Below are 17184 nucleotides of genomic sequence, written 5' to 3'. Positions count from 1 at the left end.
AAATTATGGCTAAGAAGGTACATAATATACCAAAAGATAATAATATTTTACGAATACCAATTGAAGAGGCAATGCCAGACAATTATCTTCCATATGCTGTTGAAGTAGCAAAAGATAGAGCACTTCCAGATGTAAGGGATGGGTTGAAGCCTGTTCATAGAAGAATTCTTTATGGATCATATTTATTAAAAGCTTTTCCAGATAGACCATACTATAAGTCGGCTAGAATAGTTGGGGATGTATTAGGTAAATTCCATCCTCATGGGGATTCATCTGTTTATGATGCAATGGTACTTATGGCTCAAGACTTCTCTACTAGAGAGCCATTATTTGATGGACATGGAAACTTTGGTTCTATGGATGGTGATGGAGCTGCGGCTATGCGTTATACAGAAGCAAGGCTTTCACCAATAGCTATGGAAATGCTAAAAGATATTGAAAAAGAAACAGTAGATATGGTTCCAAACTATTCAGATAGTGAAATGGAACCAAAGGTTTTACCAGCGAGATATCCTAATCTTTTAGTTAATGGTACTTTTGGAATAGCGGTTGGATTAGCTACTAATATTCCACCACATAATTTAGGTGAAGTTACTGATGGGGTTTTAGCGTATATAGATAATCCAGAAATAACTACAAAAGAGCTTATGGAGTATATAAAGGCACCAGATTTACCAACAGGTGGTGTGCTGATAGGTAAAAATTCATTATTATCTGCATATGAAACAGGAGAAGGTAAGGTTACATTAAGAGCAAAGACAGAAATTGAAAAGCTTGAAAATGGACGTTATGGAATTGTAATAACAGAATTCCCTTATAGAAGAAATAAATCAAAGATTCTTCAAACGATATCTGAAATGACTGGAGATAAAAGACACCAAAAGGCTTTAGAAGCAATTACAGATATTAGGGATGAATCAGATAGAACTGGTATTAGAGCTGTTGTTGAGTTGAAAAAGGCAGCAGATTATGATACAGCAGATAAGATATTAAAATATTTATTTAAAAAGACTGATTTACAGTGCAATGTAAGCTTTAATATGGTGGCTTTAGCAAATGGAAAGCCACAAACTATGGGATTAAAGACAATAATAACTCATTATGTTAATCATCAAAAGGATATAGTTACAAGAAGAAGTATAAAAGAGCTTGCAATGGCAGAAAAAAGATTCCATATAGTTGAAGGGTTCATTAAAGCAATTGATGTTTTAGATGAAATAATTAAGACTATTAGAGAATCAAAATCTAAAAAGGATGCAGGAATTAACCTAGTTGAAAAGTTTGGATTTACAGAAATGCAAGCAGAAGCTATTTTAGAACTTATGCTTTATAGATTAACAGGTCTTGAAATAAAAGTGTTCCAAAAGGAATATGCAGAACTTGAAAAAACTATAAAGAGGTTAAGAAAAATATTATCTGATGAAAAGACTCTTTTAAATGTTGTAAAAACTGAATTAAAAGAAATAACTGATAAATATAGAAATCCTAGAAGAACTATGATAGTTGAAGATGATAGTGAAGCTAAAATTGATTTACAAGAGCTTATTGTAGTTGAAGATGTTATGGTTACTTTATCAAAAGATGGATTTATTAAGAGAATTCCAGTTAGGACTTATCAAAGATCTAATGCAAAGGCAGAAGATATTGAATATAGAGAGGGAGATGAACTTAAATTCTTATTTAAGTCTAATACTACTGAAAATATTCTATTATTTACTGATAAGGGAAATATGTATCAAGTTAAAGGTATAAATATTCCTGAAGGTAAGTGGAAAGAAAAAGGAGAAAGAATAGATTCTATAATTAAAACTTTAAATTGTGATGATGAAAAAATAGTTGAAGCTATATCAGTAGGAGTTTTAGATTCTAATAAGAGTGTTCAGTTTATAACTAATAGAGGTATAATCAAAAAGAGTACTTTAGATAAATTCCAAACTAATTACAGTAAAATTCAAGCTATTAAATTAAAAGAAAATGAATTTGTATTAGATATAGAGATTTTAGATAATAATGAAGAAAAAGAATTCTTAAAAGTAGAAACTAAATTAGGATTAAAATTTAGCTTAGAACTTCCTAAGATAGAAGATACACCTAGAAATATTTTAGGTACACAATTATTCAATCTAATAGAAAGTGATGAAATAATTAAAGTTGAATATCTAAATGAATTTGAGTTTATGACATTTAGTGTTGGGGTAACGGCTAAAGGAAGTTTAAAAGGTTTTGCAAGAGCAAAAGCTAGTGATAGATTAAAGGTAAATACTGATTCTATAAGTACTTTATTATTATTTACTAATAAGGGGAATGTTTATAAGATACCATCATTCCTAATTTCAAATGTTGTTAAAGAAGAAATTTCATTAGAAAATATTATTGATGGATATTCTAAAAATGAAAAAATAATCGATGTGCATTCAATAAAGAATTTTGATGAAAGAAATATGCTTTATTTCTTTACTAAAAAGGGAATGATAAAGAAGACTTCGTTAAAAGAATATGATGGAAATTATTCAATATGGCAGGCCTATAAATTTAAATATGAAAATGATGAAGTAATTTCTGTATGTATTGAAGATTATTCTGAAAGAGAAGTATTAATAATAAGCAAAAAAGGTATGGCAATTAGATTCCTAAGTGATAATGTTAATCCAATGGGAAGAATAGCAGCAGGGGTTACTGGAATAAGTTTAAAAGAAGATGATGAAGTAATTTATGGTAAAATAATTGATATAACATCTAATAATAGCGATGAAATAGCTGTAGATACTAGCAGAAGTTTTGAAGTTGTTTTAATTACAAGTAGCAAAGAGAAAAAGACTATTTCAACTGAAGAAATAAGAATTCAAAATAGGGCAGGAAGAGGTACTAATGTTATGGTCATTAGCTTAGATGATGAAATAATAGAAGTGCAATTTAGTTAATAGTTTTGAGTTAGGAGTTAAAAGTTATATATGATGGATACTTGTTACAATAGTAAGAAGTTTTTAGATATTATATAACAAATAGGTATGCCTAATATAATGAATGTTAAAAAAGAAGTTCCTTAGGAGATTTCATTTATAACTCCTAACTATAAACTTATAACTATAAATTAATATAAAGGGGTGTTTTAAAATGAAAAAAGTTGCAGTTTTATTAGCAGAAGGCTTTGAAACTATTGAAGCATTAACAAGTGTAGATATTTTAAGAAGGGCAGGTGTTACTTGTACTACCTTTGGAATTAATGAAGTAGAAGTAACAACATCTCATTCAATTACAATAAGAGCTGATGAAGTTTTAAATGATGAAATTTATAATTATGATGTAGTGATATTGCCAGGTGGTATGCCAGGGGCTGTTAACTTAAGAGATAATGAAAAAGTGAATGAAATTGTAAAGAAATTTTATGATGAAGGTAAAATAGTTGCAGCAATTTGTGCAGGGCCAATTACATTTGGAAAATTAGGAATTGTGAATGGAAAAAATGCTACATGCTATCCTGGATTCGAAGATCAGTTAGTAGGATGCAACTATAAAGATGAACTTGTGGTTGTAGATGAAAACATAATTACAGGAAGAGGACCAGCAGCTGCTATACCATTTGCATTTGAAATATTAAATCATATATTACCAGAAAAGGTTGAACAAATTAAAAAAGCAATGCTTTTTAATAGTTAATAGTTTTGAGTTAATAGTTAAGAATTATGGAAATAAAGTCAGCTTAAGCTGACTTTATTTTTAACTACTAACTATTAACTATCAACTAAAGTAACGGGGGTGTTTTTTTGGAAAAATGGATGGTTAGAAACGTAAAGTTTGATACTGTAAAATTTGCACAACAATTAGGTATTAGTGATACAGTTGCAAAGCTTATGGTTAATAGGGGAATATATAATTTAGATATAGCAAAAGAATACCTAAGCTCATCTATAGGTGAACTTCATAATCCAACAGATATGCTTGGAATGAGCGGAGCAGTTGAATTAATGAGGAATAGTATTATTAAAGGTGAAAAAATACTTATAGTTGGAGATTACGATGTAGATGGCGTAATAAGTACATATGTCCTTTATATAGCTATAAGTAAATGTGGTGGAAATGTAAGTTTTCATATTCCTGATAGGATAAAAGAAGGATATGGAATTAATGAAAGTATAATTAAAAAGGCTAGTGAGGATAATATTGATATTATAATTACTTGTGATAATGGAATTGCAGCAATAGAACAAGTAAAGTTAGCTAAAGAATTGGGAATTAAAGTAATTATTACAGATCACCATGATGTACCATTTATTGAAGAAGATAATGTAAGAAAGTATGTAGTTCCAGAAGCTGATTATGTATTAAATCCTAAACAAGAAAATTGTAATTATGAATTTGATAAAATTTGTGGTGCTGGAGTAGCATATAAATTTGTACAATGTCTTTATAAAGAATTTAATATTCCTAATGAAGAGTTATATGATTTAATTCAATATGTAGCCATAGCAACGGTTTGTGATGTTGTTGATTTAGTTTCTGAAAATAGAATATTAGTTAAAGAGGGACTTAAAAGAATTAATAATACGAGTAATATAGGACTTAGAGCTTTATTTAAAGAAACTGGATTAGAAGGAAAGGAAATAACGGTTTACTCATTAGGATTCGTTATAGGACCTAGTATAAATGCATCAGGGAGGCTTGAACAGGCTGAATGGGCATTGAAGTTATTAATTACAAAAGATAAAAATGAAGCTGAAGAATTAGCTAAAAAATTAAATGAGTTGAATAAGGATAGGCAAGAACTTACTCAGACAGGATTAGAGGAAGCCATAAAGATAATTGAAGAAAATAATATGGCCAAAGATAAGGTGCTTGTTGTTTATTTAGAAGATGTTCATGAAAGTATTGCAGGTATAATTGCAGGTAGAATTAGAGAAAAATATAACTTGCCAACAATTATATTAACAAAGGCTCATGAAGGTGCTAAAGGATCTGGTAGGTCAATTGAAGAATATAATATGTTCGAGGAATTATTAAAGTGTAAAGATTTGCTTGGAAAGTTTGGTGGTCATCCAATGGCTGCAGGAATGTCTATTCCAAGTGAAAATATAGATAAATTTAGAGAAAAGCTAAATGAGGTAACAACATTAAGTGATGAAGATATTATACCAAAGGTATCAATTGATATGCCGCTTCCGATTAATAAAATAAATTATAAGTTAATAGATGAAATAGCATTATTAGAACCATATGGAAAGGGAAATCCAAAGCCTAATTTTGCTGTTAAAGGATTAATGGTTAAAGCGGCTAGGATTTTAGGAAAGAATAATAATGTTTTAAAATTAAATCTTACTGATGGATACTTAAATATAGACGGAATTTATTTTGGTGATATTGAAGTGGCCTTAGAAATAATTAAAAATAAATTTGGCGAGTATGAATATAATAAAATGCTTAATGGGCAGACTAATATGGTAAAAATAGATATAGTATATTTTCCAGATATCAACGAATATAATGGTAGAAAAAGTGTCCAGTTATTGATACAAAATATAAGGGTATAGTAGTTATAAAATCCAAATAATAAATAAAGGTATCTATATAATAAGATACCTTTATTTATTATTAAAATATTTACAATATTAAATTCCTTTTTCGTATTGTTCAACCATACGTTTAACCATTTCTCCACCAACGCTACCGCATTGTTTTGAAGTTAAGTCACCATTGTAATCAGTAAAAGGAACTCCCATTTCAGTTGAAACTTGGTTTTTGAATTTTGCTAATTTGTCTTTAGCTTCTGGAACTAATTGTGCCATTTAAATCATCTCCTTATATCTTTATGTTAATAGCTTATCCAATAAAAAAGTTTGTATAATATTTAATTGGAGGAAAAGGTGGAAAAATACTGGGTTAGTGGTAGAATATATATTGGCGAGTGAGAAAATTAAATATAAATAAAAAAATAAGGAATTAAGACATATAATTTGGTTAAAAATTAAAATAAATGAGTTATTTTTTTATTTTATTTCTCTTAAAATATTAATTGTATAAATTTATGAGGTTTTAACAATTAAGATTCATAGTACAAATAATTAATGAGGTGTTTTAATGAGTAAGTATAAAATCATAATGACTGGTGGGGGTACTGCAGGACATGTAACTCCTAATTTAGCCTTGGTTCCAAAGTTAAAGGAAAAAGGATTTGAAATAAAATATATTGGGAGTTATGAAGGTATTGAAAAAGAAATTATTGGTGATGCAGGGATACCATATTTTGCAATTTCATCAGGTAAATTAAGAAGATATTTTGATATGAAAAACTTTACTGATCCATTTAAAGTGATGAAGGGAATAGTGCAAGCAAATAAAATATTATCTAAAGAGAAACCAGATGTTATTTTTTCAAAAGGTGGTTTTGTGGCTGTTCCAGTTGTTATAGCTGCATCAATGAAAAAGATACCAGTAGTTTCGCATGAATCAGATTTAACACCAGGTCTTGCAAATAAGTTATCAGCTCCATTTTGTGATAAACTATGTGTTACATTTAGGGAAAGCTTAAATTATATTAAAGATGGAAAAGGTGAATTAACAGGAACACCAATAAGAGAAGAAATATTAAAAGGTAGTAGAATTACTGGAAAGAAGATTTGTAATTTTAATAATGACAAAGAAGTAATTTTAGTTATTGGGGGAAGTTTAGGAGCAAAAAGTATAAATGATGAGGTAAGATATCATATTCATGAAATATTAAAGGACTTTAATATTATTCATATTTGTGGAAAGGGAAATTTAGATAAGTCATTAGAAGAATTAGATGGATATAAGCAATTTGAATATGTAAAAGAAGATTTGCCACATTTACTTCAATATGCTGATTTTGTAATATCAAGAGCAGGGGCAAATGTAATATTTGAATTACTAGCGTTAAGAAAGCCTACTTTATTAATTCCGTTATCTAAAAAAAGTAGTAGAGGGGATCAAATATTAAATGCTAATTCATTTGCTAAAGAAGGATATTCATTAGTGTTAGACGAAGATGAGATGATGGAAAAACATAATTTGCTAGAAAGATTGTTTGAATTAAGAAGTAAAAAAAGTGAGCTTATAAAAAACATGACAAATAGTGAAATGAAAAATGGTGTTGATGCAATTTTAAATGTTATTATGAAAAGTATAAATAAAAAGTAATTTGTGTGTTTAACCGTTTTCAATGAAAATATTTTTAAAATATGAAAGTAAAGAACTTGAAAAAAAAAAATACTGTTATATAATGAAAGTAATGGAAAATTTAACAAAAATAAAACAAAAGTATAAGAGGTGCTGAAAATGAAAAAAGTTTCAATAATATATTGGAGTAATGGTGGAAATGTAGAAATTTTAGCAAATGCTATAAGTGAAGGTGTTAATTCTAAAGAAGTTGAAGTTGAAACAAAACACGTTGCAGATGCTACTATTGAAGATATATTAGAAGCTGATGCTGTTGCATTAGGAAGTCCAGCAATGATAAACGATGAAATAGAAGAAATAGATATGAAGCCTTTTATTAATAGCTTAAGTGAATTAAATATTAAAAATAAACCTTTAGTATTATTCGGATCATGTGGATGGCGTGATGCTAAGTTTATTGATAAATGGGGGAATTTGATGGAAGATTGTGGATTTGAGATTTTGTCAAAATTTACTGTTAAAGATTCCGTTGAAAAAGAAGATTTAAAAATTGCTAAAGAACTTGGTAAATTATTAAGTCAACAATAGTTTTAATAAATTTTTATTGTCAAATAGTGTTTAAGCCTGTGATAAATTTCACAAAGTTGAAACGAAGGATAAAAAGCAGAGGTTAGATTTTATCTATTAAGCTTAGAATGTATTAATAATTGCAAGCAACAATGATATTTAAAAGATATCATGATTTATATGCTTAAATTTTTTTGAAAATGGGAAGCGAGGTAGACGAGATGAGAAAAATGAAAACTATGGATGGTAACACTGCTGCTGCACACGTGTCATATGCGTTTACAGAAGTAACTGCTATTTATCCAATCACTCCATCATCACCAATGGCAGAACACGTTGATGAATGGGTTGCACAAGGTAGAAAAAATATTTTTGGACAACCAGTAAAAGTTATGGAAATGCAATCAGAAGGGGGAGCAGCAGGTGCTGTTCATGGATCATTACAAGCTGGAGCTTATACAACTACATATACAGCTTCACAAGGTTTATTATTAATGATTCCTAATATGTACAAAATAGCTGGAGAAAGACTTCCAGGGGTTATACATGTATCAGCTAGAGCATTAGCTACATCTTCATTAAATATTTTTGGAGATCATCAAGATGTTATGGCAGCTAGACAAACTGGTTTTGCTATGCTAGCTGAAGGTTCAGTTCAAGAGGTTATGGATTTATCAGCTGTTGCACACTTAGCTGCAATAAAGACTAGAATTCCATTTATGAACTTCTTTGATGGATTTAGAACATCTCATGAAATTCAAAAAATAGAAGTTTTAGAATATGATGAATTAGCTAAGTTAGTTGATTGGGATGCTGTTAAAGAATTTAGAGCGAGTGCTTTAAATCCGGATCATCCAGTAACTAGAGGTACAGCTCAAAATCCAGATATATATTTCCAAACAAGAGAAGCTGTAAATAGATTCTACGATGATATCCCAGAAGTAGTTGAAAGTTATATGGCTGAAATTACTAAATTAACAGGAAGAGAATATCATTGTTTTGATTATTATGGAGCACCAGATGCAGATAGAATAATTATTGCAATGGGTTCAGGAACAGACGTTGCTGAAGAAACAGTAGATTACTTAAATGCAAGAGGAGAAAAAGTTGGGGTTGTAAAGGTTAGACTTTATAGACCATTCTCAATAGAAAAATTATTAGCTGCAATTCCAGATACAGTAAAGAAAATTGCAGTATTAGATAGAACTAAAGAACCGGGATCAATTGGTGAACCTTTATACTTAGACGTAGTAAGTGCATTTGCTGGTAAAGAAAATGCTCCTTTAATAGTTGGTGGTAGATATGGATTAGGTTCTAAAGATCCAAATCCATCAGATATAGCAGCTGTTTATGAAAATCTTTCTAAGGACGAGCCTAAGAATGGATTTACAATTAGTATAGTTGATGATGTTACTAATACATCATTAGAAACAGTAGAAGATATTGATGCTACTCCAGAAGGAACTAAGGCATGTAAGTTCTGGGGATTAGGATCAGATGGTACTGTTGGTGCTAACAAGAGTGCTATAAAGATAATTGGCGATCATACAGATATGTATGCCCAAGGATATTTCTCATATGACTCTAAGAAATCAGGTGGTATCACAGTTTCTCACTTAAGATTTGGTAAGAAACCAATTAAATCACCATATTTAATAGATAAAGCTGATTTCGTAGCATGCCACAATCAATCTTACGTTTATAAATACAACGTATTAGATGGATTAAAGAATAATGGTAAGTTCTTATTAAATACAATTTGGACACCTGAAGAATTAGATGAAAAATTACCAGCTGAAATGAAGAGAACTATAGCTGAAAAAAATATAGAATTCTACACATTAAATGCTGTTAAGATAGCTCAAGAAATTGGACTAGGTGGAAGAATTAATATGATAATGCAAGCTGCATTCTTTAAGTTAGCTAACATTATTCCAGTAGATGAAGCAGTAGCGTATTTAAAACAAGCTGTTGTTACTTCATATGGTAAAAAAGGTGAAAAAGTTGTTAACATGAACAATGCTGCAATAGATTCAGGTGTTGATGCTATTGTTAAGATAGATGTTCCAGCATCATGGGCTAATGCAGTAGATGAAGAAGTAGCTGCAACAAAAGAAATTCCTTCATTTATTAAAGAAATAGTTGAACCTATGAACAGACAAGAAGGATTTGGATTACCAGTTTCTACATTTGTTAAACATGGTATGGAAGATGGTACATTTATGGCTGGTACAGCTGCATATGAAAAGAGAGGAATTGCAATTAATGTTCCTGAATGGGTTCCAGAAAATTGTATTCAATGTAATCAATGTGCTGTAGTATGTCCACATGCTGCAATAAGACCATTCTTATTAACTAGTGAAGAAGCTGAAAAAGCTCCAGCAGCAATGAAAACTACTGATGCTAAAGCATTAAGGACAGAAACACCATATAAGTTCTCAATAGGTGTTACACCTCTTGATTGTACTGGTTGTGGAAACTGTGCTGAAGTATGTCCAGCTAAGAATAAAGCTTTAGTTATGAAACCACAAGATACTCAACATGATCAAATTGAAGCTTGGGATTATGCAACAACAGAGGTATCAGCTAAGAAGAACCCAATGAATAAGAATACATTAAAGGGAAGCCAATTTGAACAACCATTACTTGAGTTCTCAGGTGCTTGTGCTGGATGTGGAGAAACTCCATATGCTAAGCTTGTAACTCAATTATTTGGTGATAGAATGATGGTAGCTAATGCTACAGGATGTTCTTCAATTTGGGGAGGATCAGCTCCTGCAACTCCATATACAGTTAATCATAATGGACATGGACCAGCTTGGGCAAATTCATTATTTGAAGATAATGCTGAATATGGATTAGGTATGTTCTTAGGAGTTCAAGCTATAAGAGATAGAGTTGCTGAAAATGTAAAAGTTGCATTAGAAAGTGATTTATCAGATGAAACTAAGGCTGTATTAAAAGATTGGTTAGATAATAAAGATGAAAGCGCTGGAACTAGAGAAAGAGCAAATGCTTTAGTTACTGCACTTGAAAATTGTGATTCTGAAATAGCTAAGACTATTTTAAATGATAAAGAATTCTTCGTTAAGAGATCTCAATGGATCTTTGGTGGAGATGGTTGGGCATATGACATCGGATACGGTGGACTTGACCATGTTCTTGCATCAGGAGATAACGTAAATGTATTAGTATTTGATACTGAAGTTTATTCAAATACAGGTGGTCAATCTTCTAAAGCTACACCAACAGCTGCAATTGCTAAATTTGCAGCTTCAGGTAAGAGAACTAAGAAGAAAGATTTAGGAATGATGGCTATGAGCTATGGTTATGTATATGTTGCTCAAGTATGTATGGGGGCAGATAAGAATCAAGTTCTTAAAGCTATAGCAGAAGCAGAAGCTTATGATGGACCATCATTAATTATAGCTTATGCTCCATGTATAAATCATGGTATTAAAGCAGGAATGACAAATTCACAAGCTGAAGCTAAGAAAGCTGTAGATTGTGGATACTGGGCATTATACAGATATAACCCAGCATTAAAAGGAACTAAGAATCCATTTACTTTAGATTCAAAAGAACCTAAGGGAGACTTCAAAGAATTCTTAATGGGTGAAGTAAGATATGCTTCATTAGCTAAAGCATTCCCAGAAGCTGCAGAAGCTCTATTCGAAAAGACTCAAGCAGATGCTATGGAAAGATTAGAAAACTACAAAAGACTTGCTAATCAAGAATAAAATTTAAATTTAAAAGGCGATACATTTATGTATTGCCTTTTTGTAATTTTAAAACAAAAATTCTAGTATTATGAATATATAAATAAATAATATGAATTATTAATAAAATTTTTATTAAAATGAAGATTTTTCTTTTATTTTACTAAAAATAAGAGTACAATTAGAAGGACTACTTAAGTTAAGCAAAATTTAAAATACAGTTTTTTACTGGTTTATTTTAATTAGAAATTGTTTAACTTATTATTAAGGAGGAATGTAAAATGGAAAAAGAATTAAATAAATGCGGTGAAGGCTGCGGATGCGGACACGACCACGATCATGATAGCCACGGATGTGGAGAAAACTGCGGGTGTGGAGAACACGAACATGAACACTTCGTTGTTGATTTAGAAGACGATAACGGAAATGTTTTATCTTGCCCAATAGTTGATGCATTTGAATTTGAAGAAAATGAATATGTATTAGCTCAAAACCCAGAAGATGAATCAGTTTACTTATTCAGATCAACTGAAGAAGGAGAACTTATAGTTCCAGAAGAAGCTGAATTTGATAAAGTAACAGAATATTACACTAATGTTTTAGCTGAAGACTAATATTTCGTAAAGATTATGCAATTTTAATTGCATAATCTTTTTTTATTATATAAATTAAATGATAATTAAATTCATTGTTTTCAATTTACAATTTAATGAGGAGATGATATATTTTTATTATGGAAAAAATTACTTGGAGTTATAAATGAATTAGTAAAGAGTCGAAAATGGTTGATTGAAAAGTTTTCCTGGGTTATTTATTGAATAAGTATAGGTTATGAAATTAATTGATTAAATTAAAAATTAGAATTTTGATTATAATGGAATAACAATGTGCTTAGTAACTTAAACTAAGTAAAAGTGGTTTTATGTTATATAATAAAATTTCACTTACAGAGAAAAGGTGAATAAAATGAAGTATGCAGATTTACATATTCATTCAAGTTATTCTGATGGTTCGAAAAGACCAGAGGAGATAATTGATTCGGCAATAAAAAATAATATAAAATGTATTTCAATAACGGATCATGATTCTATAGCATCGCAATATGTGACAAAAAATAATTATGATGATTTATTAATAATTCCAGGAATTGAACTTAGTACAGAGTATAATAATATGGAGCTTCATATACTTGGATACTTTATAGATGTTGAAAATAATGATTTAAAATCACTTGTTAATGAATTAAATATACAAAGGATTAAAAGAGTTGAAAGTATATTATATAATTTAAGAAAATATAATATAAATTTAGAGTTAAAAGATTTAGAAGTAGACAATGATTCAACTGTGGGCAGAAGTCATATAGCAAATGCCATGGTTAAGAAGGGGTATTTTGACAATTATAAAAGTGCATTTAGAAGTTTTTTAGTACAAGGAAAGCCTGGATATGTAAAAGGATTTAGATTAAATTATAGAGATTGCATAGATGTGATTAATAATTCTGGTGGAGTGCCTATTTTAGCACATCCTGGACAAATATATAGAAAACTTGAAGTTGAAAATATATTAAAAGAATTGAAATGTTTTGGGTTAAAAGGTGTTGAGGTATATCATCCTAGTCATACACAAGGAGATGTTAATAAATTTTATAACTTATCTAAAAAATATAAACTATGTGTAACTGGAGGAAGCGATTATCATGGAAGACCTGTAGGTAATGAGTGTATATCTATTGGCAGTTGTGGATTAAATGAAGAGTGTTTAGAGAAATTTATTAAATTTAATAATAAGAGATAGTGGGGGCAAACAAATGGAATTATCAAAAAAAGCACAAAGAATTGAACCATCAGTAACTTTAGAAATTACAGCGAAAGCTAAAGAGATGAAAGAAAATGGAGTAGATGTTATTAGTTTTGGAGCTGGGGAGCCAGATTTTAATACACCTAAAAATATAATTGACGCAGCTATCAAAGCAATGAATGATGGAAATACTAAGTATACTAGTGTAAATGGGATATTACCATTAAGAGAAGCAATTTGTAAAAAATTCAAAGAGGATAATGGATTATTTTATAAACCATCACAAATAGTTGTTTCAACAGGAGCAAAACAAAGCCTAGCTAATACTTTTTTAGCTATATTAAATCCTGGTGATGAAGTAATTGTACCAACTCCTTATTGGGTTAGTTATCCAGAGCTTATTAAATTAGCAGATGGAAAGCCTGTATTTGTAAAAAGTGATGAAAAATCAGATTATAAATTTACTAAGGAAAACTTAGAAAATGTAGTTAGTGATAAAACAAAGGCTATTGTATTAAACACACCTAATAATCCTACTGGAACTATATATAGTGCAGATGAATTAAAAGTGATTGCAAATTTTGCTAAAGAACATGACCTTATAATTGTATCTGATGAAATGTATGAAAAACTTATTTATGATGGAGAAAAGCATATAAGTATTGCAAGTATTTCACAAGATGCATATGAAAGAACTATTGTTATTAATGGTTTATCTAAATCATATGCAATGACAGGATGGAGAATAGGATATTGTGGTGCAAGTGAAAAGATAGCAAAATTAATGACAAGTATTCAAAGTCATGTAACTTCAAATGTTTGTTCAATAACTCAGTATGCAGCAGTTGAGGCTTTGAATGGCCCGCAAGATAAAGTAAATGAGATGATTGGCGAATTTGAAAAAAGAAGAAATTATATGGTAGATACAATTGAAGGTATCAATAATTTAAGTATAATTAAACCTAAAGGTGCCTTTTATATTATGATTAATATAGAAAAGTGTTTAGGAAAAGAAATTAATGGACAAATATTAAATGATTCTATGGATTTTTCAGCTATGCTATTAGAATGTGAAAAGGTAGCAGTTATTCCAGGTAAGGCCTTTGGATTAGATCACTATGTAAGGGTGTCTTATGCAACTTCTTTAGATGCAATCAAAGAAGGTCTTATGAGAATTAAAAAATTTGTAGATAAGCTGAATTCTTAGCTTTAGGTGGAGTTTTAACTTCAAAGGAAGATTAAAATTCATTATCTAAGAGTGGGTTAGTTGTTAGCACTGCTTTAAAAAATGGCATGAGTGTAACAATTTATAATTGTCAAAAAAGTTGAATTAGATAATTGGGGCTGTAGCAGGTTTAAATGCTCAGCCCTTCATATATGATGGAGGATAAACGTGGAAAAGTTAGCGATATTTGATATAGATTATACAATAACAAGAAAAGAAACACTAATGGAGTTTTTTAAATATCTTGTTTCTAAGGATATTAAAAACATAAAATTTTTACCAAGGGCTTTATATTCAGGGCTTATGTATAGTATAAAAGTATATGATGAAAGAAGAGTTAAGGAATGTTTCTTAAAGTTTATAGATAATATAGATGAAAAGGACTTAGCAAAACTTACAAAATCATTTTATGATGAAAGATTAAGTAGTATACTTTATAAAGATGCTGTTGATATGATAAAGAAATTAAAAAATGAAGGGTACATGGTAATTCTTATATCAGCATCGCCAGAATTTTATATTAAAGAATTTTATGCTATTAAGGAAGTAGATTTAATAATAGGTACTAAATTTGCTTTTGAAGGTGGAAAATTTGTAAGAAAAATGGATGGAAACAACTGCAAAGGAGAAGAAAAGGTTAAGAGACTAAATGAAGTTTTAAAAGAAAAAAATATTAAAGCAGACTTTAAAAACTCATATATGTTTTCAGATTCTCTTTCAGATAAGCCATTATTAGATTTAGTTGGAAATCCATATTTAATAAACTATAAGAAGCATCATGAAATTGAAATATTAAAATGGAAGTAATATAAATCTTCAAAGGAAGTGTAATTTTTATGGAAGCTATAAATAAGTTTTATTTAAATAATGAAAAAATAGAAGACGTAAATGAATTTAATGAAGATAGTGAAAAAGGTAGTATAATATATGAAGTTCTTAGAGTGATTAATGGAAAAGCTGTGTTTTTAAAAGATCATATTGAAAGAATGAAAAGATCTTTTGCACTTATAAATATGGAATTTCCATTTAACACTGAAGATGTAGAAAAAAAGGTTAATGAGGTTATTAAAAAGAATGATAATGTATTAGGAAATATTAAAATCACTTATAATACTGCTTCAAAGAATTTAAAAATATATTATATAAAGCATTCTTATCCAAGTAATGAATTATATACTGAAGGTGTAAAAACTATTCTTTATTATGGAGAAAGAGAAAATCCAAATGCAAAAATAGTAAATGACAATTTTAGAGCAAAAGTAACAGAGGAAATAAAAAAATCAAATGCTTTTGAAGCAATATTAGTTGATAGGAATGGATTAATAACAGAAGGTAGTAAATCTAATATATTTGCTATTAAAGATGGAAAACTTATTACTGCAAAAGCAGAAGCTGTTTTAAAGGGAATAACAAGAGATAAAATAATAGATATTGCTAAAGAAATAGGAATAGAATTTGAAGAAGTTGATATAAAGTCAGAAGATATTGATAAGTTAGATGCAATGTTTATTTCGGGCACTTCTCCTAAGATATTACCAATAGCATTTGTTAATAATATAAAACTTGATGTGAATAATATCACCTTGAGAAAGCTTATGAAAGCATATAATGAGCTTTTAGAAGGAAAGAGATAAGGCATTTTTATTAAAAGAGGGATGGGGCTATGGAATTAAATTTAAAAAAAGAAGTTAATACGTATTTGTTTGTTTTATTTAAGCTTATGGGTGGATTTTTTCTAGCATCATTAGGAATAGTATTTATGATAAATGCTAACTTAGGTCTATCACCATGGGATGTATTACATAAAGGGATAACCAATGTAATTCCTATTACAATGGGACAAGCAAATATTGTAGTGGGAGTAGTTGTTGTTATTGCTAGTGTATTTTTAGGGGTAAAAATAGGTATAGGAACTATATTAAATACAATTTTTATTGGAGTATTTATAGATTTAATAACGATGAGTAAATTAATACCAGTTGTACATAATTTATTTATAGGAATAATAATGCTTATAATTGGAATGCTTTTATTAGGTCTTGGAACTTGTATTTATTTAAGTTGTGAATCAGGATGTGGACCAAGAGATGGATTGATGACAGCATTAACTAAAATTACTAAAAAACCAGTTAAGGTAGTAAGGGGAAGTATTGAAATAGGAGCTTTAATTTTAGGATGGATCTTAGGAGGAAGTGTTGGATTAGGAACTATAATTACAGCATTAGGATTAGGGTATTTTGTACAAATGTGGTGTAAGGTACTTAAAATAAATATAGCAGATTTAAAACATAAAAGTATAATAGAGACTTTAAACTTTAAATAGGAGCTTCGATTATTGAAACTCCTATTTTAGCATTTATAAATATTGAAAAAATATTATATGATAAATGAAAAAATACTTCATATCACGGAGAATAGTTTTACTTTTTATAAAATATAATAAAGCTTTTCAAAAAAATAATAGTTTCAGGATATATATTAAGTGTAATCAAATTTTAGGGGGAGAGTTTATGGAGATAAGTGAACTTATTAATTTAATTGCAAATGTTGGGTTTCCAGTAGCTATTAGTGCATATTTACTAATAAGGCTAGAAAAGCAAATACTTACATTAACATTTTCAATAAATAAACTTAATACTATAATTTCAACTAAATTAGGTGTTGTAATTGATAATGAGTAAAAAATAAGGTGTATCTTTTAAGATACACCTTATTTCTTATTTAAACTATATAAAATTATGT

Annotated in this window: 14 protein-coding genes; 13 read left to right on the top strand and 1 reads right to left on the bottom strand. The window is 29.2% G+C overall.

Going from position 1 to position 17184, the window contains the following annotated elements:
• Positions 1-5: 5 nt before the first annotated feature.
• The 3 genes from TY07_RS01595 to recJ all read left to right on the top strand — a co-directional run bounded on the left by TY07_RS01595 (position 6) and on the right by recJ (position 5525).
• Positions 6-2921: a DNA topoisomerase IV subunit A gene (locus tag TY07_RS01595; protein WP_042394335.1), complete on the top strand. Its 2916-nt coding sequence runs from the start codon at positions 6-8 to the stop codon at positions 2919-2921.
• Between the two features lie 193 nt (positions 2922-3114).
• Positions 3115-3657 carry a DJ-1 family glyoxalase III gene (locus TY07_RS01590; RefSeq protein ID WP_042394332.1) on the top strand — a complete coding sequence of 181 codons (543 nt, stop codon included), beginning with the start codon at positions 3115-3117 and terminating at the stop codon, positions 3655-3657.
• 119 nt (positions 3658-3776) lie between these two features.
• Positions 3777-5525 (top strand): single-stranded-DNA-specific exonuclease RecJ, encoded by a 1749-nt coding sequence (recJ, locus tag TY07_RS01585; RefSeq protein ID WP_042394693.1) that lies wholly within the window; start codon positions 3777-3779, stop codon positions 5523-5525.
• 78 nt (positions 5526-5603) lie between these two features.
• Here the strand turns inward: recJ and TY07_RS01580 are convergent, their stop codons facing one another.
• Positions 5604-5780: an alpha/beta-type small acid-soluble spore protein gene (locus tag TY07_RS01580; protein WP_042394329.1), complete on the bottom strand. Its 177-nt coding sequence runs from the start codon at positions 5778-5780 to the stop codon at positions 5604-5606.
• Positions 5781-6072: 292 nt separating this feature from the next.
• Between TY07_RS01580 and TY07_RS01575 the strand changes: the two genes are divergently transcribed.
• From TY07_RS01575 to TY07_RS17515, 10 genes are all read left to right on the top strand, one after another.
• On the top strand, positions 6073-7152 hold the full coding sequence (locus TY07_RS01575; RefSeq protein WP_042394326.1) for an undecaprenyldiphospho-muramoylpentapeptide beta-N-acetylglucosaminyltransferase: 1080 nt from the start codon (positions 6073-6075) through the stop codon (positions 7150-7152).
• A 138-nt stretch (positions 7153-7290) separates the two neighbouring features.
• The gene (locus TY07_RS01570; protein WP_042394321.1) at positions 7291-7719 is read left to right on the top strand and encodes a flavodoxin domain-containing protein; all 429 of its coding nucleotides are present in this window, start codon (positions 7291-7293) and stop codon (positions 7717-7719) included.
• A 200-nt stretch (positions 7720-7919) separates the two neighbouring features.
• The gene (gene nifJ, locus TY07_RS01565) at positions 7920-11438 is read left to right on the top strand and encodes a pyruvate:ferredoxin (flavodoxin) oxidoreductase (protein ID WP_042394317.1); all 3519 of its coding nucleotides are present in this window, start codon (positions 7920-7922) and stop codon (positions 11436-11438) included.
• A 260-nt stretch (positions 11439-11698) separates the two neighbouring features.
• Positions 11699-12031, top strand: a complete 333-nt coding sequence (locus TY07_RS01560) for a DUF1292 domain-containing protein (RefSeq protein WP_042394312.1) — start codon at positions 11699-11701, stop codon at positions 12029-12031.
• Between the two features lie 352 nt (positions 12032-12383).
• Positions 12384-13214, top strand: coding sequence for a PHP domain-containing protein (locus tag TY07_RS01555; protein WP_042394309.1), 831 nt, complete (start codon positions 12384-12386; stop codon positions 13212-13214).
• A gap of 13 nt (positions 13215-13227) precedes the next feature.
• Positions 13228-14424, top strand: a complete 1197-nt coding sequence (locus TY07_RS01550) for a pyridoxal phosphate-dependent aminotransferase (protein ID WP_042394308.1) — start codon at positions 13228-13230, stop codon at positions 14422-14424.
• A 186-nt stretch (positions 14425-14610) separates the two neighbouring features.
• Positions 14611-15249: an HAD-IB family hydrolase gene (locus tag TY07_RS01545; RefSeq protein ID WP_042394305.1), complete on the top strand. Its 639-nt coding sequence runs from the start codon at positions 14611-14613 to the stop codon at positions 15247-15249.
• Between the two features lie 29 nt (positions 15250-15278).
• Positions 15279-16076: an aminotransferase class IV gene (locus tag TY07_RS01540; RefSeq protein ID WP_042394303.1), complete on the top strand. Its 798-nt coding sequence runs from the start codon at positions 15279-15281 to the stop codon at positions 16074-16076.
• 29 nt (positions 16077-16105) lie between these two features.
• Complete coding sequence (locus tag TY07_RS01535; protein WP_042394300.1) at positions 16106-16765, top strand: YczE/YyaS/YitT family protein; 660 nt, start codon at positions 16106-16108, stop codon at positions 16763-16765.
• A 187-nt stretch (positions 16766-16952) separates the two neighbouring features.
• The gene (locus TY07_RS17515; RefSeq protein ID WP_074431742.1) at positions 16953-17123 is read left to right on the top strand and encodes a YvrJ family protein; all 171 of its coding nucleotides are present in this window, start codon (positions 16953-16955) and stop codon (positions 17121-17123) included.
• Positions 17124-17184: the final 61 nt, after the last annotated feature.

The organism is Clostridium saudiense (genome assembly GCF_000577815.1).
Lineage (GTDB): Bacteria > Bacillota > Clostridia > Clostridiales > Clostridiaceae > Clostridium > Clostridium saudiense.
Note: the sequence above shows the minus strand (reverse complement) of the source record. Positions and strands in the feature narration are given on the sequence as shown.